At 54.8% G+C, this 15002-nt stretch carries 15 protein-coding genes; 5 read left to right on the top strand and 10 right to left on the bottom strand.

All coding sequences use genetic code 11. The features are described from left to right. Positions 1 to 238: 238 nt before the first annotated feature. From Y017_RS07075 to Y017_RS07040, 8 genes are all read right to left on the bottom strand, one after another. A complete protein-coding gene (locus tag Y017_RS07075; protein WP_011589897.1) occupies positions 239 to 523 on the bottom strand; it encodes a pyrimidine/purine nucleoside phosphorylase in 285 nt (94 codons plus the stop codon). 336 nt (positions 524 to 859) lie between these two features. Next, complete coding sequence (locus Y017_RS07070; RefSeq protein WP_011589898.1) at positions 860 to 1609, bottom strand: hypothetical protein; 750 nt, start codon at positions 1607 to 1609, stop codon at positions 860 to 862. Beyond that, the gene (locus Y017_RS07065; RefSeq protein ID WP_035459899.1) at positions 1606 to 2727 is read right to left on the bottom strand and encodes an AI-2E family transporter; all 1122 of its coding nucleotides are present in this window, start codon (positions 2725 to 2727) and stop codon (positions 1606 to 1608) included. The genes Y017_RS07070 and Y017_RS07065 overlap by 4 nt, the downstream gene beginning before the upstream one ends. A 68-nt stretch (positions 2728 to 2795) precedes the next feature. Next, entirely contained in the window at positions 2796 to 3773 is a 978-nt protein-coding gene (locus Y017_RS07060; RefSeq protein WP_035459895.1) for a calcium/sodium antiporter, read from the bottom strand. A gap of 159 nt (positions 3774 to 3932) precedes the next feature. Further along, positions 3933 to 7001, bottom strand: a complete 3069-nt coding sequence (locus Y017_RS07055) for an efflux RND transporter permease subunit (RefSeq protein ID WP_035459892.1) — start codon at positions 6999 to 7001, stop codon at positions 3933 to 3935. Next, the gene (locus tag Y017_RS07050; RefSeq protein ID WP_035459890.1) at positions 7002 to 8084 is read right to left on the bottom strand and encodes an efflux RND transporter periplasmic adaptor subunit; all 1083 of its coding nucleotides are present in this window, start codon (positions 8082 to 8084) and stop codon (positions 7002 to 7004) included. It abuts the gene before it with no gap. Positions 8085 to 8367: 283 nt separating this feature from the next. Next, complete coding sequence (locus Y017_RS07045) at positions 8368 to 9105, bottom strand: glutathione peroxidase (protein WP_011589903.1); 738 nt, start codon at positions 9103 to 9105, stop codon at positions 8368 to 8370. 139 nt (positions 9106 to 9244) lie between these two features. Then, on the bottom strand, positions 9245 to 9691 hold the full coding sequence (locus tag Y017_RS07040) for a Dps family protein (protein ID WP_035459887.1): 447 nt from the start codon (positions 9689 to 9691) through the stop codon (positions 9245 to 9247). Between the two features lie 307 nt (positions 9692 to 9998). On the opposite strand from Y017_RS07040, the gene Y017_RS07035 reads away from it, so the two are divergent. The 4 genes from Y017_RS07035 to Y017_RS07020 all read left to right on the top strand — a co-directional run bounded on the left by Y017_RS07035 (position 9999) and on the right by Y017_RS07020 (position 11940). Beyond that, positions 9999 to 10673 (top strand): hemolysin III family protein, encoded by a 675-nt coding sequence (locus Y017_RS07035; protein ID WP_011589905.1) that lies wholly within the window; start codon positions 9999 to 10001, stop codon positions 10671 to 10673. A gap of 97 nt (positions 10674 to 10770) precedes the next feature. Then, positions 10771 to 11088, top strand: a complete 318-nt coding sequence (locus tag Y017_RS07030; protein ID WP_035459885.1) for a metalloregulator ArsR/SmtB family transcription factor — start codon at positions 10771 to 10773, stop codon at positions 11086 to 11088. Continuing rightward, positions 11078 to 11518, top strand: a complete 441-nt coding sequence (locus Y017_RS07025; RefSeq protein WP_035459882.1) for a YeeE/YedE family protein — start codon at positions 11078 to 11080, stop codon at positions 11516 to 11518. The genes Y017_RS07030 and Y017_RS07025 overlap by 11 nt, the downstream gene beginning before the upstream one ends. Next, the gene (locus Y017_RS07020; protein ID WP_035459881.1) at positions 11515 to 11940 is read left to right on the top strand and encodes a DUF6691 family protein; all 426 of its coding nucleotides are present in this window, start codon (positions 11515 to 11517) and stop codon (positions 11938 to 11940) included. Before Y017_RS07025 ends, Y017_RS07020 begins: the two co-directional genes overlap by 4 nt. A gap of 135 nt (positions 11941 to 12075) precedes the next feature. Here the strand turns inward: Y017_RS07020 and Y017_RS07015 are convergent, their stop codons facing one another. Together Y017_RS07015 and Y017_RS07010 are read right to left on the bottom strand one after the other, a co-directional pair. Then, the gene (locus tag Y017_RS07015; protein WP_011589909.1) at positions 12076 to 12552 is read right to left on the bottom strand and encodes a glutathione peroxidase; all 477 of its coding nucleotides are present in this window, start codon (positions 12550 to 12552) and stop codon (positions 12076 to 12078) included. 146 nt (positions 12553 to 12698) lie between these two features. Continuing rightward, on the bottom strand, positions 12699 to 13373 hold the full coding sequence (locus tag Y017_RS07010; RefSeq protein ID WP_035459879.1) for a type 1 glutamine amidotransferase domain-containing protein: 675 nt from the start codon (positions 13371 to 13373) through the stop codon (positions 12699 to 12701). A gap of 138 nt (positions 13374 to 13511) precedes the next feature. On the opposite strand from Y017_RS07010, the gene Y017_RS07005 reads away from it, so the two are divergent. Next, positions 13512 to 14864 carry a deoxyguanosinetriphosphate triphosphohydrolase gene (locus tag Y017_RS07005; protein WP_035459878.1) on the top strand — a complete coding sequence of 451 codons (1353 nt, stop codon included), beginning with the start codon at positions 13512 to 13514 and terminating at the stop codon, positions 14862 to 14864. Positions 14865 to 15002: the final 138 nt, after the last annotated feature.

Below are 15002 nucleotides of genomic sequence, written 5' to 3'. Positions count from 1 at the left end.
GGCACCACAAATTGGGAACAACGCAGGAAAGGAAACACGAAGGAAAGCCAGCCTGAAAGACTGATCAGGTAACGGGCTCAACGGCCTGCCAGATCACGCCGCATCAGCAGCGGTTAACCTCGACCCAGCAAACGCTGGCACAGAGTGGCGCCATCCCTGGCTAAAAATAATGACATCAGGCATCCCTCTGATGTTGCGCCTGTTTTGGCAGACGCGCTTCTGCTACTGGCCTAGCGAATTATTCGCCGTAGAGACAAAGATAGGCCGTATCAATAGCCACTTTCACCTGGAATTTCTGGTCAGCCTCAATCTCAAAGGTTTCCCCAGCAACAAAGGTTTGCCAATCGGCACTGCCCGGCAACTTAACCGTTAGGGCACCGCTGGTTACGGTCATGGTCTCGTGTTCACTGGTGCCGAATTCATAATCACCCGGCGCCATAACACCGATTGTGGCTGGCTTGGTTTCGGTTTGAAACGCAATGGATGCCACCTTGGCATCGAAGTATTCGTTGACCTTGAACATACAAGAGACTCCGCTGATTCAATGGAGGCGCGAGTATGCCAAAAGCCTGAGCAAATCACCGCTTATTTCCCATTGTTCGCGAAACCCGGCCACTAACTAACCGTGCCGACATCGCCTGAAAGCGTCATTAGCTGTCCAATGGTGGCGCAGTAGCAAAGGGCGTTGCCGTAGGCCAGTTTGGGATGGCGTCAATGGAAAAGGAAGTGCCTGACTGTTTGGTTCATGGCATGAATAAAACGCAAAAGGGCATCGTAATCACACCGATGCCCTACTTTTTGGTATTGGTTGGCCTTTCAGGGGTTTTTCTAGGGAGCCCTGGAGCTAGCTAGCTGACGTTTAGTTTGTGAACGGTTGGCAGTACAAGGAGATCTGGTCGTCGTCGCTATCAAATTCCGTATAAGCGATGATTGCGTCGTAGCTGCGACCGCTGCTAACACTACAGCTCACCTCATCAATCATTACGCCCTGAGTTTCATTGTTGATAGTAACGGTCAGGTTACTGCCAGCACTGAGTGATACATAGCTGCTGCCATCGGCATATTCCAATCCACTCACAAGCGGTTGGCCGCCGGGAATGCCACTGCTTGAGGTAACGCTCAACTCATCTCCGGATAAGCGCGACAGAGTATTGATAAAGCGAACTCGAATCTGCCCGCTGGCTACATCCATTTTCTGATGACTGAAGGTTTTCAGCTGGCGATTATCTAAGGTGGTATCCCCCATCAGCACCACGGTGTAACGATTGCCGGCAATGAGAGTGCGATTGATCGGGCCGCTGACCAGCGAGCTGCCTGAACTGCTACCACGAACATCGAAGGCCACCGACTGGCTGTCATCATCCAGATCCAGGCTATTGACACTCACGTTGCCCCGCGTGGTGTAGTCCACGTCACTTTCCAGTGCCGAATTCTGGTCATCCACGAACAAATCCACGGTAATATCGTCTTCGCTGCCGCCACCTACCTGGGTAAGCTGATTATGGAAGTACAGCCGAGTGCTGTCGGAGAATAGATCATCGTCTTCATCACAACCGAATGCAGACAAACCGACAACGGACGCCGCCATCACCAATCGCAGAAAAATCATCGCTGTTCACTCCCGGAGGAGGATTCAGCCTGCGCGCTTTGGACCGGCAACCCAGGCACATCCTCCTCGTTAAATTCACGGATAAAGATACCCCAAAACGCGACAAAAAGAGCCGCTAGCAGAGGACCAACGGCAAACCCAGTGATACCAAACATGGCCAAACCACCCAGGGTGGAAAATAGCACCACATAGTCCGGCAGCTTGGTATCACGGCCCACCAGAATCGGGCGCAGGATATTGTCCACCAGGCCGATCACAAACACCCCGAACAAAATCAGGACGGTGGCCTCCTTCATGTCGCCCACGGCATACAGATACAACGCCACCGGGAACCAGATCAGCCCTGCACCCACCGCAGGAATGAGTGACAGTACCGCCATCACTACCCCCCACAGTAAAGCGCCAGGAATGCCCAGCCACCAAAAAATCAGCCCGCCCAAAGCACCCTGCGTAATCGCCACCAGCAGGTTTCCCTTAATGGTGGCACGGGTCACTTCCGCAAACTTAGCAAACAGTAACTCTTCACGCTCATCGCCTAGAGGCAGAGCCCTAATCAGCATAGCCACCATGGAGTCACCATCGCGGATCAGGAAAAACGCCAGATAGAGCATCAAGCCCAAGTTGAGGAAGAATTGAAAGGTATTCTGCCCTACCGCCAATGCCCGTTTAGCGAGGAACTGACCGGCGCCAGTAAACGCCTTGACCGCCTGTTCTTTGATTTTTTCAAGGTCCACATCAAAACGCTCTGCCAGAGATTGCACTCCCGGAAAAGCGTGTTTGACCTTGTCCACATAGCTGGCCAGATCAATCTCACCGCTTTGCACCTTCTGAAACAACCCGACCCCTTCGGTGACGAATGAGGTCGCCACCGCCAGCACAGGAATCACCACCAGCACTACACACAGCATCAGGGTAAACAGCGCCACCAAATTACGTCGTGTCGGCCAGCGAGCCAGCAAGCGTTTATGCAAAGGATAGAAAATCACACTAATTGCGCAGGCCCAAAAGATAGGCGCAAAGAAAGGCTGAATCAGCAAGGCAAACACGGCGCTCACCGCCACTAGGGAGAACAGAAAAGCACGCTGTTCCAGTTTTTCCGATATTCCCGAGTCCCGCATACCCTGCCGCCTCCTTATCTCTCGTCATTCGGATAAAACCGAAGCCGTCCGTCCGAGCCCAAGCGAAGTCAACCGCCCCCCAGCATGGTAGACCCCAGATAACCCATGTATGCCACATAAACCACCAGCAAACCAACGCCGTTAGCTCGGGTTATTTGGCCCTTACGGCCCCACAGGCCGAAACCCATGACGAACAGCATCAGCGTCAGCCCCATCATTAGAGACCAGTCGCGCTGCAAAACGCCTGCATCCACAGTCATGGGTTTGATGGCGCCGGCGATACCGACCACCGCCAACGTATTGAACAAATTCGAGCCTAGCACGTTACCAAAGGCTATATCGTGTTCGCCCTTGCGCACCGCCGCAATGCTGGAAGCCAGTTCCGGCAAAGAGGTGCCAAGAGCAACGATAGTAAGGCCAATGATCAAATCGCTGACGCCCAAGGACTGGGCAATCAAGACTGCGCCCCACACCAGCGCCCGAGAGCTGACCACCAGCAGAATCAACCCCACCACCAACCATAGCAACGCTTTATTCAACGGCAGCGGGTGCTCTGCCAGATCCGTATCCACTTCTCCGGCGAGCACATCGGCTTTGCCCGTCATCGCCGCATAAATAGACCAGCCCATCAGTACCGCCAACACCCCAATCAGCACCCAGGCATCTAGGCGAGAAATGTGTCCATCGATGAGCTGATAGCCCGACAGTAGGGTAATCAGTGTGAGAATCGGTAGCTCTTTCTTGAGAATAGCGGAATTCACCAGAATCGGGCTCATTACCGCCACTACCCCTAGAATGAGGGCGATGTTAGAAATATTCGACCCGTAGGCATTACCTAACGCCAGAGACGGGTTGCCTTCCAGCGCCGCCAACGCCGACACCACCATCTCCGGGGCAGACGTACCAAAGCCCACAATCAGCATACCGATTAACAGAGGCGGCATACCGGCATGAACCGCCGTACCCGCCGCCCCTTCGACAAATTTGTCCGCACTCCATACCAGCAGTATCAGCCCGCCAATCACGGCGGCAATGGCCAGCAACATCGGCACTCCTTGGGGTCATCAATTCAGGATGATAATCATCTCAGGCGGGCACATTGTGGCAGAGAGGAGCGAGGCTGGCACCTACGTAGATGCAACCCGCATCACGCCCCATGCGCCACGCCGCGAAGAGGCGTGGCGCATGGGGCGCATCGCGTTTATTTAGACATGCTGGTCTTCACCAGGCTTGATGCCATAGACGAGCGTATAGAGCACCGGAACCACGATCAATGTCAGCACGGTAGCGAAGCCCAAGCCAAACATGATCACCACCGCCATCGACTCGAAGAACGCGTCGAACAGCAGCGGCACCATACCAAGGATGGTGGTAATCGCCGCCATACACACCGGTCGCACCCGCGAAATAGATGCCGACACCACTGCATCGAACGGCGCCAGCCTCTCGCGGTCCAGCTTGATTTGTTCCACCAGCACAATACCGTTCTTCACCAACATCCCAGACAAGCTCAGAAAGCCCAACAGCGCCATAAAGCCAAACGGTGAATTGAGCACCAGCAGGCCAAAGGTCACACCGATAATGGCCAACGGCACCGTGGCCCAGATCACCAATGGCGAGCGCACGGCGTCGAACAACATGATGGTAATGATGAACATGAACAAATAGCCCATGGGCAGACTGCCGAATACCGCAGCCTGAGCATCCTTGGCGGCTTCGTATTCCCCACCCCACTGGAGGGAGTAACCCGGCGGCAGCTCCAGAGCTTCGATGGCCGGGCGAATCCGCCGCAGCACCTGATCCGCGGTCTCCTCGCCAAGCACATCCGGCTCGGCCTGCACGGTAAGCGTTCGTTTGCGATCACGACGCATGATCAACGCATTTTCCCATTCGGTCTTGAAATCCGAGACCACCTGACTGATGGGAATATAGGTCGAATAGGCCGGCGACCACACCTGTACATCGTTAAGGTTATCCGCACTCAGACGCTCATCGTCTGGCGGCCGCGCCACAATCGGCAACAACTTGCTGCCATCACGGTACAGGCCCACATCGCGACCGCTAAAGTTCAGTGCCAGGGTATTATCCAAGTCCTCGCGGGTAATCCCAGCACGGCGGGCCTGAGCTTCCTGGAACTGGGGGCGAATCACTTTTTCCTGCTGACGCCAGTCGTGGCGGATGCTTTCCAGCCCACTATCAGCTTGCATAATCGCTTGGGCTTTCACGCCCAACGCCCGCAGCTCTTTTGGGTCCGGGCCACTGAAGCGGGCTTCAATAGAAGCCGCCGGGCTGGGGCCGATCATCAGGCGTTTCACTTTAGCGAACGCTTGCAGGTGTCGGTCGCGAATCAGCTCACGGGTCGCCGCTAGGGTCGGATCGATCTGCTCCCGGTCGGACACCTGCACGATCAACTGCGCATAGCTGGAGTAACTTTTTTCAGGCATATAGGGCAGCATGAAACGCTGTGCCCCCTGACCGATAGTCGTGGTCACCTGCTCCACACTATCCATCTCCAGCAAATCATGCTCTAACCGCGCAGCCGCCTCTTGGGTAGCACGGATATCGCTCCCTTGGGGTAGCCAGTAGTCCACTAGAAACATGGGAGTATTGGAGGGCGGGAAGAACGCTTGCTTCACGAAACCAAAACCGACAACGGCCACCACCAACAGCACGCTCATAAAGCTCAAGGTGATCACCCGGTGGTGGATCGCCCGATCCAGCAGACGTCGATAAATGACAAACACTTTGCCAGAGTAGGGATCCTCACTTTCGCCATTTTTACCTCCCACGTCTTTCTCATTGAAAAACAGGTCGGCAAAAAACGGCACCAGCGTAATAGCCGTCACCCAGCTGAGCATCAAAGAAATCAGCAATACCCAGAACAAGGTATTACTGTATTCGCCAGTGGCATCCTCCGATAAACCGATCGGAGCAAACGCCATAATAGCGATGACAGTGGCACCCAGCAGCGGCCAAACGGTTTGCCGAACAATTTCTTTCGACGCCTCCAGCTTGGACAACCCGCGTTTCATGCCCACCAGAATGCCTTCGGTAACCACGATGGCGTTATCCACCAGCATCCCTAGAGCAATAATTAGCGCCCCGAGCGAAATTCGCTGCAGATCGATGGCCATAACTTTCATGATGATGAACGTGCCAAGGATGGTGAGCAGCAACACGCTGCCCATCAATATCCCGGACCGCACCCCCATGAACACGAGCAGCACCGCGATCACAATGGCCACGGCTTCACCCAAATTGAGCATGAAAGCGCTCACCGAATTATCGACTTCTTTGGGCTGGTTGTAGACCGTGGCCAACTGCATGCCCGCAGGGCGCTGATACTCAAGCTCGGCCAAGCGCCGATCCACCCGAGCCCCAACATCCACAACGTTCACACCCGAGGCAAAGGAAATCCCCATGGTCAGTGCCGAGCCACCATTAAAGCGATACAGATGGTAAGGCACTTCCGCATAGCCGCGCTCGATCGTCGCCACATCGCGCAGGTAGACCAACTCGCTAGCGCCGGGCTCGGAAATCAACAAATCGCCCATGCTTTGCACGGAAGGAAACTCACCGGTGGGGTAAATACGGATGTATTCGTCACCCACCCGCACTTTGCCCGCCGGGTTCACCTTATTCTGGGTTTGTAACAGGCCGAAAATACGGTCAGGGCTGATTCCCAATGACGCCAACCGAGAGCGGGAAAGCTCCACCAGCACCTGCTCCTGTCGCTGCCCGCCAATAGTGACCTTGCCGACCCCATCTACAAGCACCAGTTCGCGAGTCAGGTAGTCGGCATAATCTTTCATGTCTTGGTAGGAGTAACCGCCGCCGGTTACGGCCAAAAGAATGCCGTACACATCACCGAAATCATCAATAACTTGAATCGTCCCCGCACCAGGAGGCAACTGACCCTGCAAGTCGGTCATCTTGTGGCGCAGCTCATCCCAAATCTGCTTGAGCTCGACGGCCCGGTACTCGGGCTTCATTTCTACCTGCACCTGAGACAGGCCATTGCTAGAAATGGACGTCACATTTTTCACATAAGGCAGGCTCTGGATCGCTTTCTCCACCGGCAGTGTCACTTCCTCTTCCACCTGTCGGGGTGAAGCACCAGCGTAGTTAGTAACCACCATGGCAATCTTGAGGGTGAATTCCGGGTCTTCCAGTTGCCCTAAGCGGGTAAAGCTCACCACCCCACCGATCAACAAGATCAGCGTGAACAGCCAGCTCACCACCTTGTGGCGAATACTGTACTCGGCAATGTTCATTTACAGGCCCCGTTCCTTCACCAGTTCACGAACCGCCTGCCCTTCTTTCAGGCGATGAACCCCGGCCGCCACAATGCGATCTCCGGGCTGCAACCCATCGGTGATCTGGACGCCGCCGCCCACAACTTCACCCAGGGTGACCGGCACGGCCGTCACCGTGTCGTCATCTTGATGCTTCCACACATGGGCGCCTTCCTTGCCGTCAGGGTTGAATACCGCCGCGGCCGGCACTACCGGCACCTTCTCGGTACCCGGCATGATCTGGCTAAGATCAATCTCCACATCCACACTCATTCCCGGCAGCACCATGATGCCTTCCGGGTTAGGCATCGTCAGGGTGATGATATAAGTCTGGGTGCGATCCCCGGCACTAGCCTCATGCTCTTTGTATCGGGCTTTGAAAGTGGTATCCGGGGCCCCCTTGAAACGCACACTCGGCTGATAATCTTCACCATCTTCACGCATCTTGGTAAAAAATTTGCGTACGTTAGTAAAAAACCGCTCAGAAACAGCGAACTCGATATCGATATTTTTATCGCCCTGCAAGTAGAGGATCGGCTGCTTGGCCTGTACGAATTGATAATTCTCCACTTCGGTGCGTGCCACCGTACCGCCATAGGGCGCTTTCAGACGAGTGTAGTTCACATTGTCCCGGGCCAAGCTTAGAGCCGCCTGGGCTTGGCGGCGCTTCGCTTCAATTTCATCGAACTGAGCTTCAGAAATAACGCCCCGCTCACGCAGGCTGATACCACGTTGATACTGGCTCTCGGCCAAATCATGCTGGGCTTGCTGATCGGCTAACTGATTTTTAAAGTCCGACGGATCAAGCGCTGCCAGCAATTGCCCTTTCTTAACCTGCTCGCCGGCCCGCACAGGAAGACGCTCAAGCTGGCCGGACACCCGAAAAGCCAACTCTGACCCTTCGGTGGCCACCACCTTGCCTGGATAATGACGCAAGGTGCCATCGCCGCCATTGACGGTCTGCAGCTTCACCGGTTGTGGCATGGGAGCCTCGGCCTGGGGCTCTTCTCCACAGCCCCACAAGGCCAGTGCTAGGCCCAGGGTTACCCAAAAACGTTGCATCGTGCTCTCTCCGATCTAAAAACGGTACTTGTTAGTACCAAATTATCGCACAGGTGCAAGCGTTTCTCGTTGACCATTTTACCCGCGCTATTTTTTTACCTTATCAGGGGCAGGGATAATGGAGATATGGGCGTTCCGTTACCAGGATAAATAAACGTTAGGCCCGCAGCGGGCCTAACGAATAGCATGCAGTGTGCGACGTGAACGGCACAGCGGCACAAAAAAGGGCCCGCTAACGCCGGGCCCCAAAGAAGGAAGAAAGTTCGCATTCACGCGTTGCGAGTTAGCCCTGTTGCAACCAGGCCTCCAACTCATCAGCGCCGCCTATACGCTCACCTTCAATGTATATCTGTGGCGTGGTCCCCGCGCCGGTGACCGCAGCCAAAGAGCTGTAACTCAACCCTCGGCTACCCAACTCAATTTCTTCAAAGGCATAACCGTAATCGGTCAGCGCCTGTTTCGCACGCGTGCAGTGCGGGCAGCCCGGCTTGGTGAACACGGTCACTCGCTTAGGCAAAACCGCTTCGCCGTTAATATACTTTAGCATGGTATCCGCATCAGACACTTCAAACGGATCCCCGGGCTTATCCGGCTCAATGAACATGCGATCGATGACGCCGTCTTTCACCAGCATGGAGTAGCGCCAGCTTCGCGGGCCAAAGCCCAAGTCCTGTTTATTCACGAGCATACCCATCTTGTCGGTGAACTCACCGTTACCATCTGGGATAAAGTGAATATTGCCAGCAGCCTGATCACCAGCCCAAGCATTCATAACAAAACCATCGTTCACCGACAGGCAGACAATATCATCTACACCGTTAGCCTTGAGTACAGGCGCCAGCTCGTTATAGCGTGGCAGATGGGTCGAAGAACAGGTGGGGGTAAACGCTCCAGGCAAGGCGAACACCACCACAGTTTTTCCCTTGAACACGTCATCGGTAGTGACATCTTTCCATTCATTGCCTTCCCGGGTTCGAAACGTTACCGCTGGAACAGGCTGACCTTCGCGATTCTCAAACATATATTGACTCCCTGGATAGAATCGAAGCCGCTTACTGAAAGGGCGGCTTTCTCAAGCACAAGATCGAGAATAGCCACCCTAGAAAAATCAATAAAGACGATTAATCCTATCCAGGCGATTGCCTATTGCTATAGGAAGATCAACCCAGATGCGCCGAGAGCATCCACGCGGATTTCTCGTGAATCTCGATCCGGTTACTGGCGACCGCACCAGAACCTTCATCCTCATGTTCGCTGGCCAGCTTCAATACCCGGTTGGCCCGCTCCGCCACAGTACGGTGATCCTCTGCCAGCTCTTTGATCATATCCGATGCATCCGGATCGCCGGTGGCATCCTGCACCGTGGACAACTTAGCAAACTCGGTGTAGCTGCCTGGCGCTTTCCAGCCCAACGCACGGATACGTTCAGCAATGGTGTCCACCGCTTCCGCCAGCTCAATGTATTGCTGTTCAAACAACAGGTGCAGGCTATGAAACATAGGGCCAGTCACATTCCAGTGGTACTTGTGCGTTTTGAGATAAAGCGTGTAGCTCTCGGCCAGTAGTTTGCTTAGTTCTTCCGCGACCTGCTTGTTATGTTCAATCATGGCGAGTCTCCTTTTCCAGTTTTGTCCTTGCCTGCAGCGCCAAGGGGGTCCCATTGTTTGCTGGGCTGCTTAATACCATTGGGCCAGCAAAATGCATTTCAATAGCAGGATTGCTTGGCTGCCAGCCTCTTCACTGGCCACATGATTAGAAGATATACCGTCACAAACGTCCCTTCACTCACAACGCATTTGTGTTATCGCGCACACCCGAACATTCAATGTGTACATCTGTCCGATTTCGCACTTTACACCCCGGCCCACACCTCGGCATCATGCTACTTCTGTTAATAACCGAGAAGACTCGCCAATGGCCACAGCCCCCAACCCGGAACCGCCGTATTCGATTCTGGAAGAATGGCTCAATGGACTAACCCACGGCATTGGCGCAGCCCTGAGCATTGCTGGCACCGTAATCTTAGTAGTTGCAGCCAGCCTGTTGGGCGACCCGTGGAAGATCGTCAGTTTTAGCATTTTCGGCGCCAGCCTGATTCTGCTCTACAGCGCCAGCGCGCTCTATCACAGCCTACGCAACCCGAAGTGGCGCGCCGCCTTCAAGATGCTGGATCACTGCGCTATCTATTGCTTGATTGCCGGCACTTACACGCCCTTTCTGCTGGTCAACCTGCGTGGCCAGACCGGCTGGATTCTGTTTGCGGTGATCTGGGTACTGGCGCTCACCGGCATCGCCCTGAAAGCGCTGTATGGCCACCGCTTCAAACTAATGCGCGTGGGCATTTACCTCGCCATGGGCTGGCTGATTGTGGTCGCCTCCAATGACCTAACCACCAAACTCAACGATACCGGCTTCTGGCTGATCCTGGCCGGCGGCATCACCTACACCGTGGGCGTGATCTTCTACTTGGCCGACCGTTTTATTCCCTTCAATCATGCCATCTGGCACCTGTTTGTTATGGGCGGCAGTATTTGTCATTTTTTAGCGGTCTATTATGGCGTGCTACCTTTTACCACTCCCGTCGGCTGATCAGCCTTACAATACTTCAACAAAATTCGAAAAAAGCTTGAGGTCTGAATAGCAACAATATAATTTTTACTTAATTATATATTGTTGGATCCGCTCCATGACTACGATCGATCCCGACACCCTACGCGACAATGCCGTGCAAGCCAGCCAGCTACTGAAGGCGCTGTCTCACCCAGACCGGTTGATGCTGTTATGTCGCCTCGCAGAAGGCGAACACAGCGTCAGTGAACTGGAACCCTTAGTGGGCGTTTACCAACCCTCACTCTCTCAGCAACTAGGCATTTTACGCCGCGAAGGGCTCGTTAGTAGCCGCCGGGAAGGCAAGCAAGTGTTCTACCAGGTTGCCAACCAGGATGCCCTGGCGGTACTGGAAGTACTGTATCAACGCTTCTGCGAGAACGGCAATGACTATTGATTGGAACAACTTTACGCCTTGGTCGTCATTAGCGGGTGGCGTTTTGATTGGCCTATCGGCTCTGCTGCTGCTGCATGCCAACGGTCGCATCGCCGGCATCAGCGGCATCCTCGGCGGGCTACTGCGCGCCGAACCAGGAGACAAACACTGGCGGCTGGCGTTTCTACTAGGCTTGCTAGGCGCCCCGTTACTGTGGCGCATGCTGGCTGAGCTGCCGCCCCTTATCATCAAGGCTGACTGGCCTATACTCATTGCTGCTGGCCTGTTGGTTGGCATCAGCACCCGCTACGGTGCGGGCTGCACCAGTGGCCACGGAGTATGCGGCATCTCCCGCCTTTCCCCGCGCTCACTGGTTGCCACCCTGACATTCATGGCCAGTGGTTTTGCCACCGTGTACCTAGTACGCCATTTACTGGGAGTTACCCTGTGAACCGATCATTACTGACGGCATTCTTCAGCGGCCTGATTTTTGGCGCCGGGCTGCTGCTGGCCGGCATGGCGAACCCGGCCAAAGTGCTGGCCTTTCTGGATTTGACCGGCGCCTGGGATCCGTCCTTGGCCTTGGTGATGGGTGGCGCAGTGGTCGTCGCCGCCGTTGGTTTCGCCGCCGCCCGTGGCCGCCAACACGCCTGGAGCGGTGAGGCTATGGAAATACCCACCCGCCGTGACTTGGATGCTCGCCTAATTCTTGGCGCGCTGGGGTTCGGCATCGGTTGGGGGCTAGCCGGCTTCTGCCCGGGGCCCGCGTTGGTGGCTCTGGGCACCGGCAGCCTAAAAGGTATCGTTTTCGTGGCGGCCATGATTGCCGGGATGGGCATTTTTGAGGTGCTAGAAAAGCGCAAACGCGCGTAAAGGCGACCATAAACCACGCATTTGGCCTTCACGTTCGGCAAACGCCATGTCCACGCCCACCTTTCAAAGCGTAGGCGGCAAACTTACCGTATGTTCATGACTGGGTTGCGCTGTAGCGTGTGGCTAGCCCATTTTCTACAGAAGCGCTTCAATATCCTTTTGAATTGCTTCCGGCTTGTCAGTAGGGGCGTAACGCTTCACCACCTTGCCGTCCTTGTTTACTAGGAACTTAGTGAAGTTCCACTTGATACCCTTGCTACCCAATACGCCCGGAGCTTCCTTTTTCAGAAAATCATACAACGGGTGAGCATCGCCCCCATTCACATCCACCTTATCGAACATGGTGAAGCTGACACCGTAATTCTTTTCACAAAAGGCACCAATTTCATCCGCCGCCCCTGGTTCCTGTTTACCAAACTGGTTACAGGGGAATCCGAGAACCTCCAGCCCTTTTGGTTGCAACGTTTTATACAGCGCCTCCAGCCCTTTGTACTGAGGCGTAAAACCACACTTGCTGGCCGTATTGACGATCAGCAGCACCTTGCCTTGAAAATCGGCCAGGGACTTTTCTTCACCACTCAGGGTAATGGCGCTGTAATCATAGATCCCCATGTTCTCTCCCGAACAATTAAAACCCAAACGTGAATAACCAGAATGCCTGAATAGAAAAGCCGATAGCAGGCAAGTTGCGCCTAACAATACTGCAAGCCACTATCGGCTGCGAGGCCACAATCGCTGGATTGTGCGCCACCCATGGGTTATTCGCTGTACAATTGGTTAATCACCGCCTCCGCCACCACATGGCTGGACTGCGGATTCTGACCGGTGACCAGTTTGCCATCGGTAACCGCATGGGCAGCAAAATCATCCGCCAAATCCAACTGGGCGCCCAGGTCTTCAAGGCGAGACGCCAACAGAAACGGCATTACCTCATCGAGGCCCACCTCCCGCTCTTCACTGTTCGTGAAACAGGCCACCGTTTTATTCTGCACCAGAGGGGCGCCCTGCTCGTCGCGCAGCCCCACCAACGCGGCCGGGCCGTGGCAAACCGCGCCCAGCAAACCGCCCTGAGCCCAAGTGCGCTCCATGACGGCCGCAACCAAGGGGTTATCCGGCATATCGAACATGGCGCCGTGTCCGCCAGGCACAAAGACACCGGCAAAATGGTCTTCCCACACCATCTCCAGTTCACGGGTGTTTTGCAAAACATCCACCGCCTCAGCCCACGCTTCCTTCTTACTATCATCGGGGGCTGAGTTCGGGTCCACAGGAATTTTCCCGCCTTTCGGGCTGGCCACCACCACCGGGATTTTGTTTTCTTTGAATAACAAATAAGGCACTGCGAATTCTTCCAGCCACAGGCCCGTCGGCTGATTTTCGCCCATCTCTGATGCGCTGGTAACGAGCATTAATAACGGTTTGTCCAAATTCATGCGTCCTCCTGTCGGTGGCCACTCTCGGCTTGCGTACACCGTGTTGTGCATAACAACACCGACCGTGGCAACATGCTGTGAAGTAACCGTGGGCTTTTACCCTGCCCGACTCAAGGCACCTTGAAGGTTTTTTACGATATGGATTGGCATCAACTGCTGAACAAGGCTCGCCTGGGTGGCCGCACCGCCAAAGATGAAAGTGGCCGCACCGCCTTTCTTCGTGACCATGATAAAATCATTTTTTCCGGCGCCTTTCGACGCCTAGCCCGCAAGACTCAAGTTCATCCACTGGCCACCAATGACCACGTTCACAATCGCCTGACCCACTCATTAGAAGTATCTTGTGTAGGCCGCACCTTGGGCATTCGTGTGGGCGAGCGCCTGCAAGAAAGAGATCTGTTACCCGGTACCGTCAGCGCCACCGATTTGGGCGATATCGTGCAGTCTGCCTGCTTGGCCCATGACATCGGCAACCCACCTTTTGGCCACACCGGTGAGCGGGCTATTCGCGCTTGGTTCCAGGAACGGGGGCAACGCTTTCTGGATATGCTGCCCGCCCACCAGCAAACTGACCTGACCTTTTTTGAAGGTAATGCGCAGGGCTTTCGCATCATCACCAAAAGCGAGTACCACCAGTACGATGGCGGCATGCGGCTCACCTATGCAACGCTGGCAACCTTCCTCAAATACCCCTGGCTATCCGCCGATGCCGGCAACGCCAGCAGCAAGCTGTGCAAATACAGCACTTTTGTGTCGGAAACCGAGGCTTTCCATGAAGTGGCCCACGCCACCGGCCTGCAGCAACACAGCCCCGGTCGCTTCTGCCGCCATCCGCTGGCGTACTTAATGGAAGCTGCTGATGATTTTTGCTATGCCATTATTGACCTGGAAGATGGCCTGGAAATGGATCTGCTGCACTGGGATGAAGTGTACGCCTTGCTGCAACCTGCCCTACCGGATAGCGAAGAAGTACGTGAACTGATTCATTCGGATATACGCGATGGCCGCAAAGCCGCCCTACTGCGAGGAAAAATCATCGAACGGTTTATCGAAGCCGGTGTGGAAGCCTTTGTGGCCAACCACGAACGATTATTACAGGGACGCATGGAAGGCGACCTGATCAGCCACTGCGAACCCGCCGTGCGCGATGTAGTGGAAAATGCCAAGCAACTTTCTCGCTCAAAAGTGTTCGAGCACCCCCGCAAAATCGAGCTGGAAATCGGTGCTTTTGAAGTGATGGGCGCATTGCTGGATGGCTTGATTGAAGCCGCCGTATCCCACGCCTGCAATAGCACAAAAAATTATCGCCACGAGCGCATCATTGATTTGATTGGTCGGCACAGCTTCCCTGCAAATCTAGAGCAACTGCCGGAACAGGAAAGAATTTACCAATGCATCATGCGGGCGCTGGATTTTCTTGCGGGAATGACCGACAACTATGCCACTTATTTGGCCAAACAGTTCTCGGGAATGGCGGAGACACGGTACTAATCCCGAACGACATACATTCCGGCACCTGACCTGGCCGGCCACTAAAAACGCCCGAGCCATTAACGGATCGGGCGTGCATTTCATCCCTTTTCATTATGGCTGTGAGGCAATTCTTACACCCACTGCGACAAAAGTATC

Origin of the sequence: Alcanivorax sp. 97CO-5 (assembly GCF_000524665.1) — a bacterium.
GTDB lineage: Bacteria > Pseudomonadota > Gammaproteobacteria > Pseudomonadales > Alcanivoracaceae > Alcanivorax > Alcanivorax borkumensis.
Note: the sequence above shows the minus strand (reverse complement) of the source record. Positions and strands in the feature narration are given on the sequence as shown.

Coding starts and splice junctions, on each gene's coding strand:
- Y017_RS07060 (WP_035459895.1), bottom strand. CDS start 3,773: ATGTTGCTGGCCATTGCCGCCGTGATTGGCGGGCTGATACTGCTGGTA.
- Y017_RS07050 (WP_035459890.1), bottom strand. CDS start 8,084: ATGCAACGTTTTTGGGTAACCCTGGGCCTAGCACTGGCCTTGTGGGGC.
- Y017_RS07070 (WP_011589898.1), bottom strand. CDS start 1,609: ATGATTTTTCTGCGATTGGTGATGGCGGCGTCCGTTGTCGGTTTGTCT.
- Y017_RS07030 (WP_035459885.1), top strand. CDS start 10,771: ATGACTACGATCGATCCCGACACCCTACGCGACAATGCCGTGCAAGCC.
- Y017_RS07040 (WP_035459887.1), bottom strand. CDS start 9,691: ATGATTGAACATAACAAGCAGGTCGCGGAAGAACTAAGCAAACTACTG.
- Y017_RS07010 (WP_035459879.1), bottom strand. CDS start 13,373: ATGAATTTGGACAAACCGTTATTAATGCTCGTTACCAGCGCATCAGAG.
- Y017_RS07055 (WP_035459892.1), bottom strand. CDS start 7,001: ATGAACATTGCCGAGTACAGTATTCGCCACAAGGTGGTGAGCTGGCTG.
- Y017_RS07015 (WP_011589909.1), bottom strand. CDS start 12,552: ATGGGGATCTATGATTACAGCGCCATTACCCTGAGTGGTGAAGAAAAG.
- Y017_RS07035 (WP_011589905.1), top strand. CDS start 9,999: ATGGCCACAGCCCCCAACCCGGAACCGCCGTATTCGATTCTGGAAGAA.
- Y017_RS07005 (WP_035459878.1), top strand. CDS start 13,512: ATGGATTGGCATCAACTGCTGAACAAGGCTCGCCTGGGTGGCCGCACC.
- Y017_RS07025 (WP_035459882.1), top strand. CDS start 11,078: ATGACTATTGATTGGAACAACTTTACGCCTTGGTCGTCATTAGCGGGT.
- Y017_RS07075 (WP_011589897.1), bottom strand. CDS start 523: ATGTTCAAGGTCAACGAATACTTCGATGCCAAGGTGGCATCCATTGCG.
- Y017_RS07065 (WP_035459899.1), bottom strand. CDS start 2,727: ATGCGGGACTCGGGAATATCGGAAAAACTGGAACAGCGTGCTTTTCTG.
- Y017_RS07045 (WP_011589903.1), bottom strand. CDS start 9,105: ATGTTTGAGAATCGCGAAGGTCAGCCTGTTCCAGCGGTAACGTTTCGA.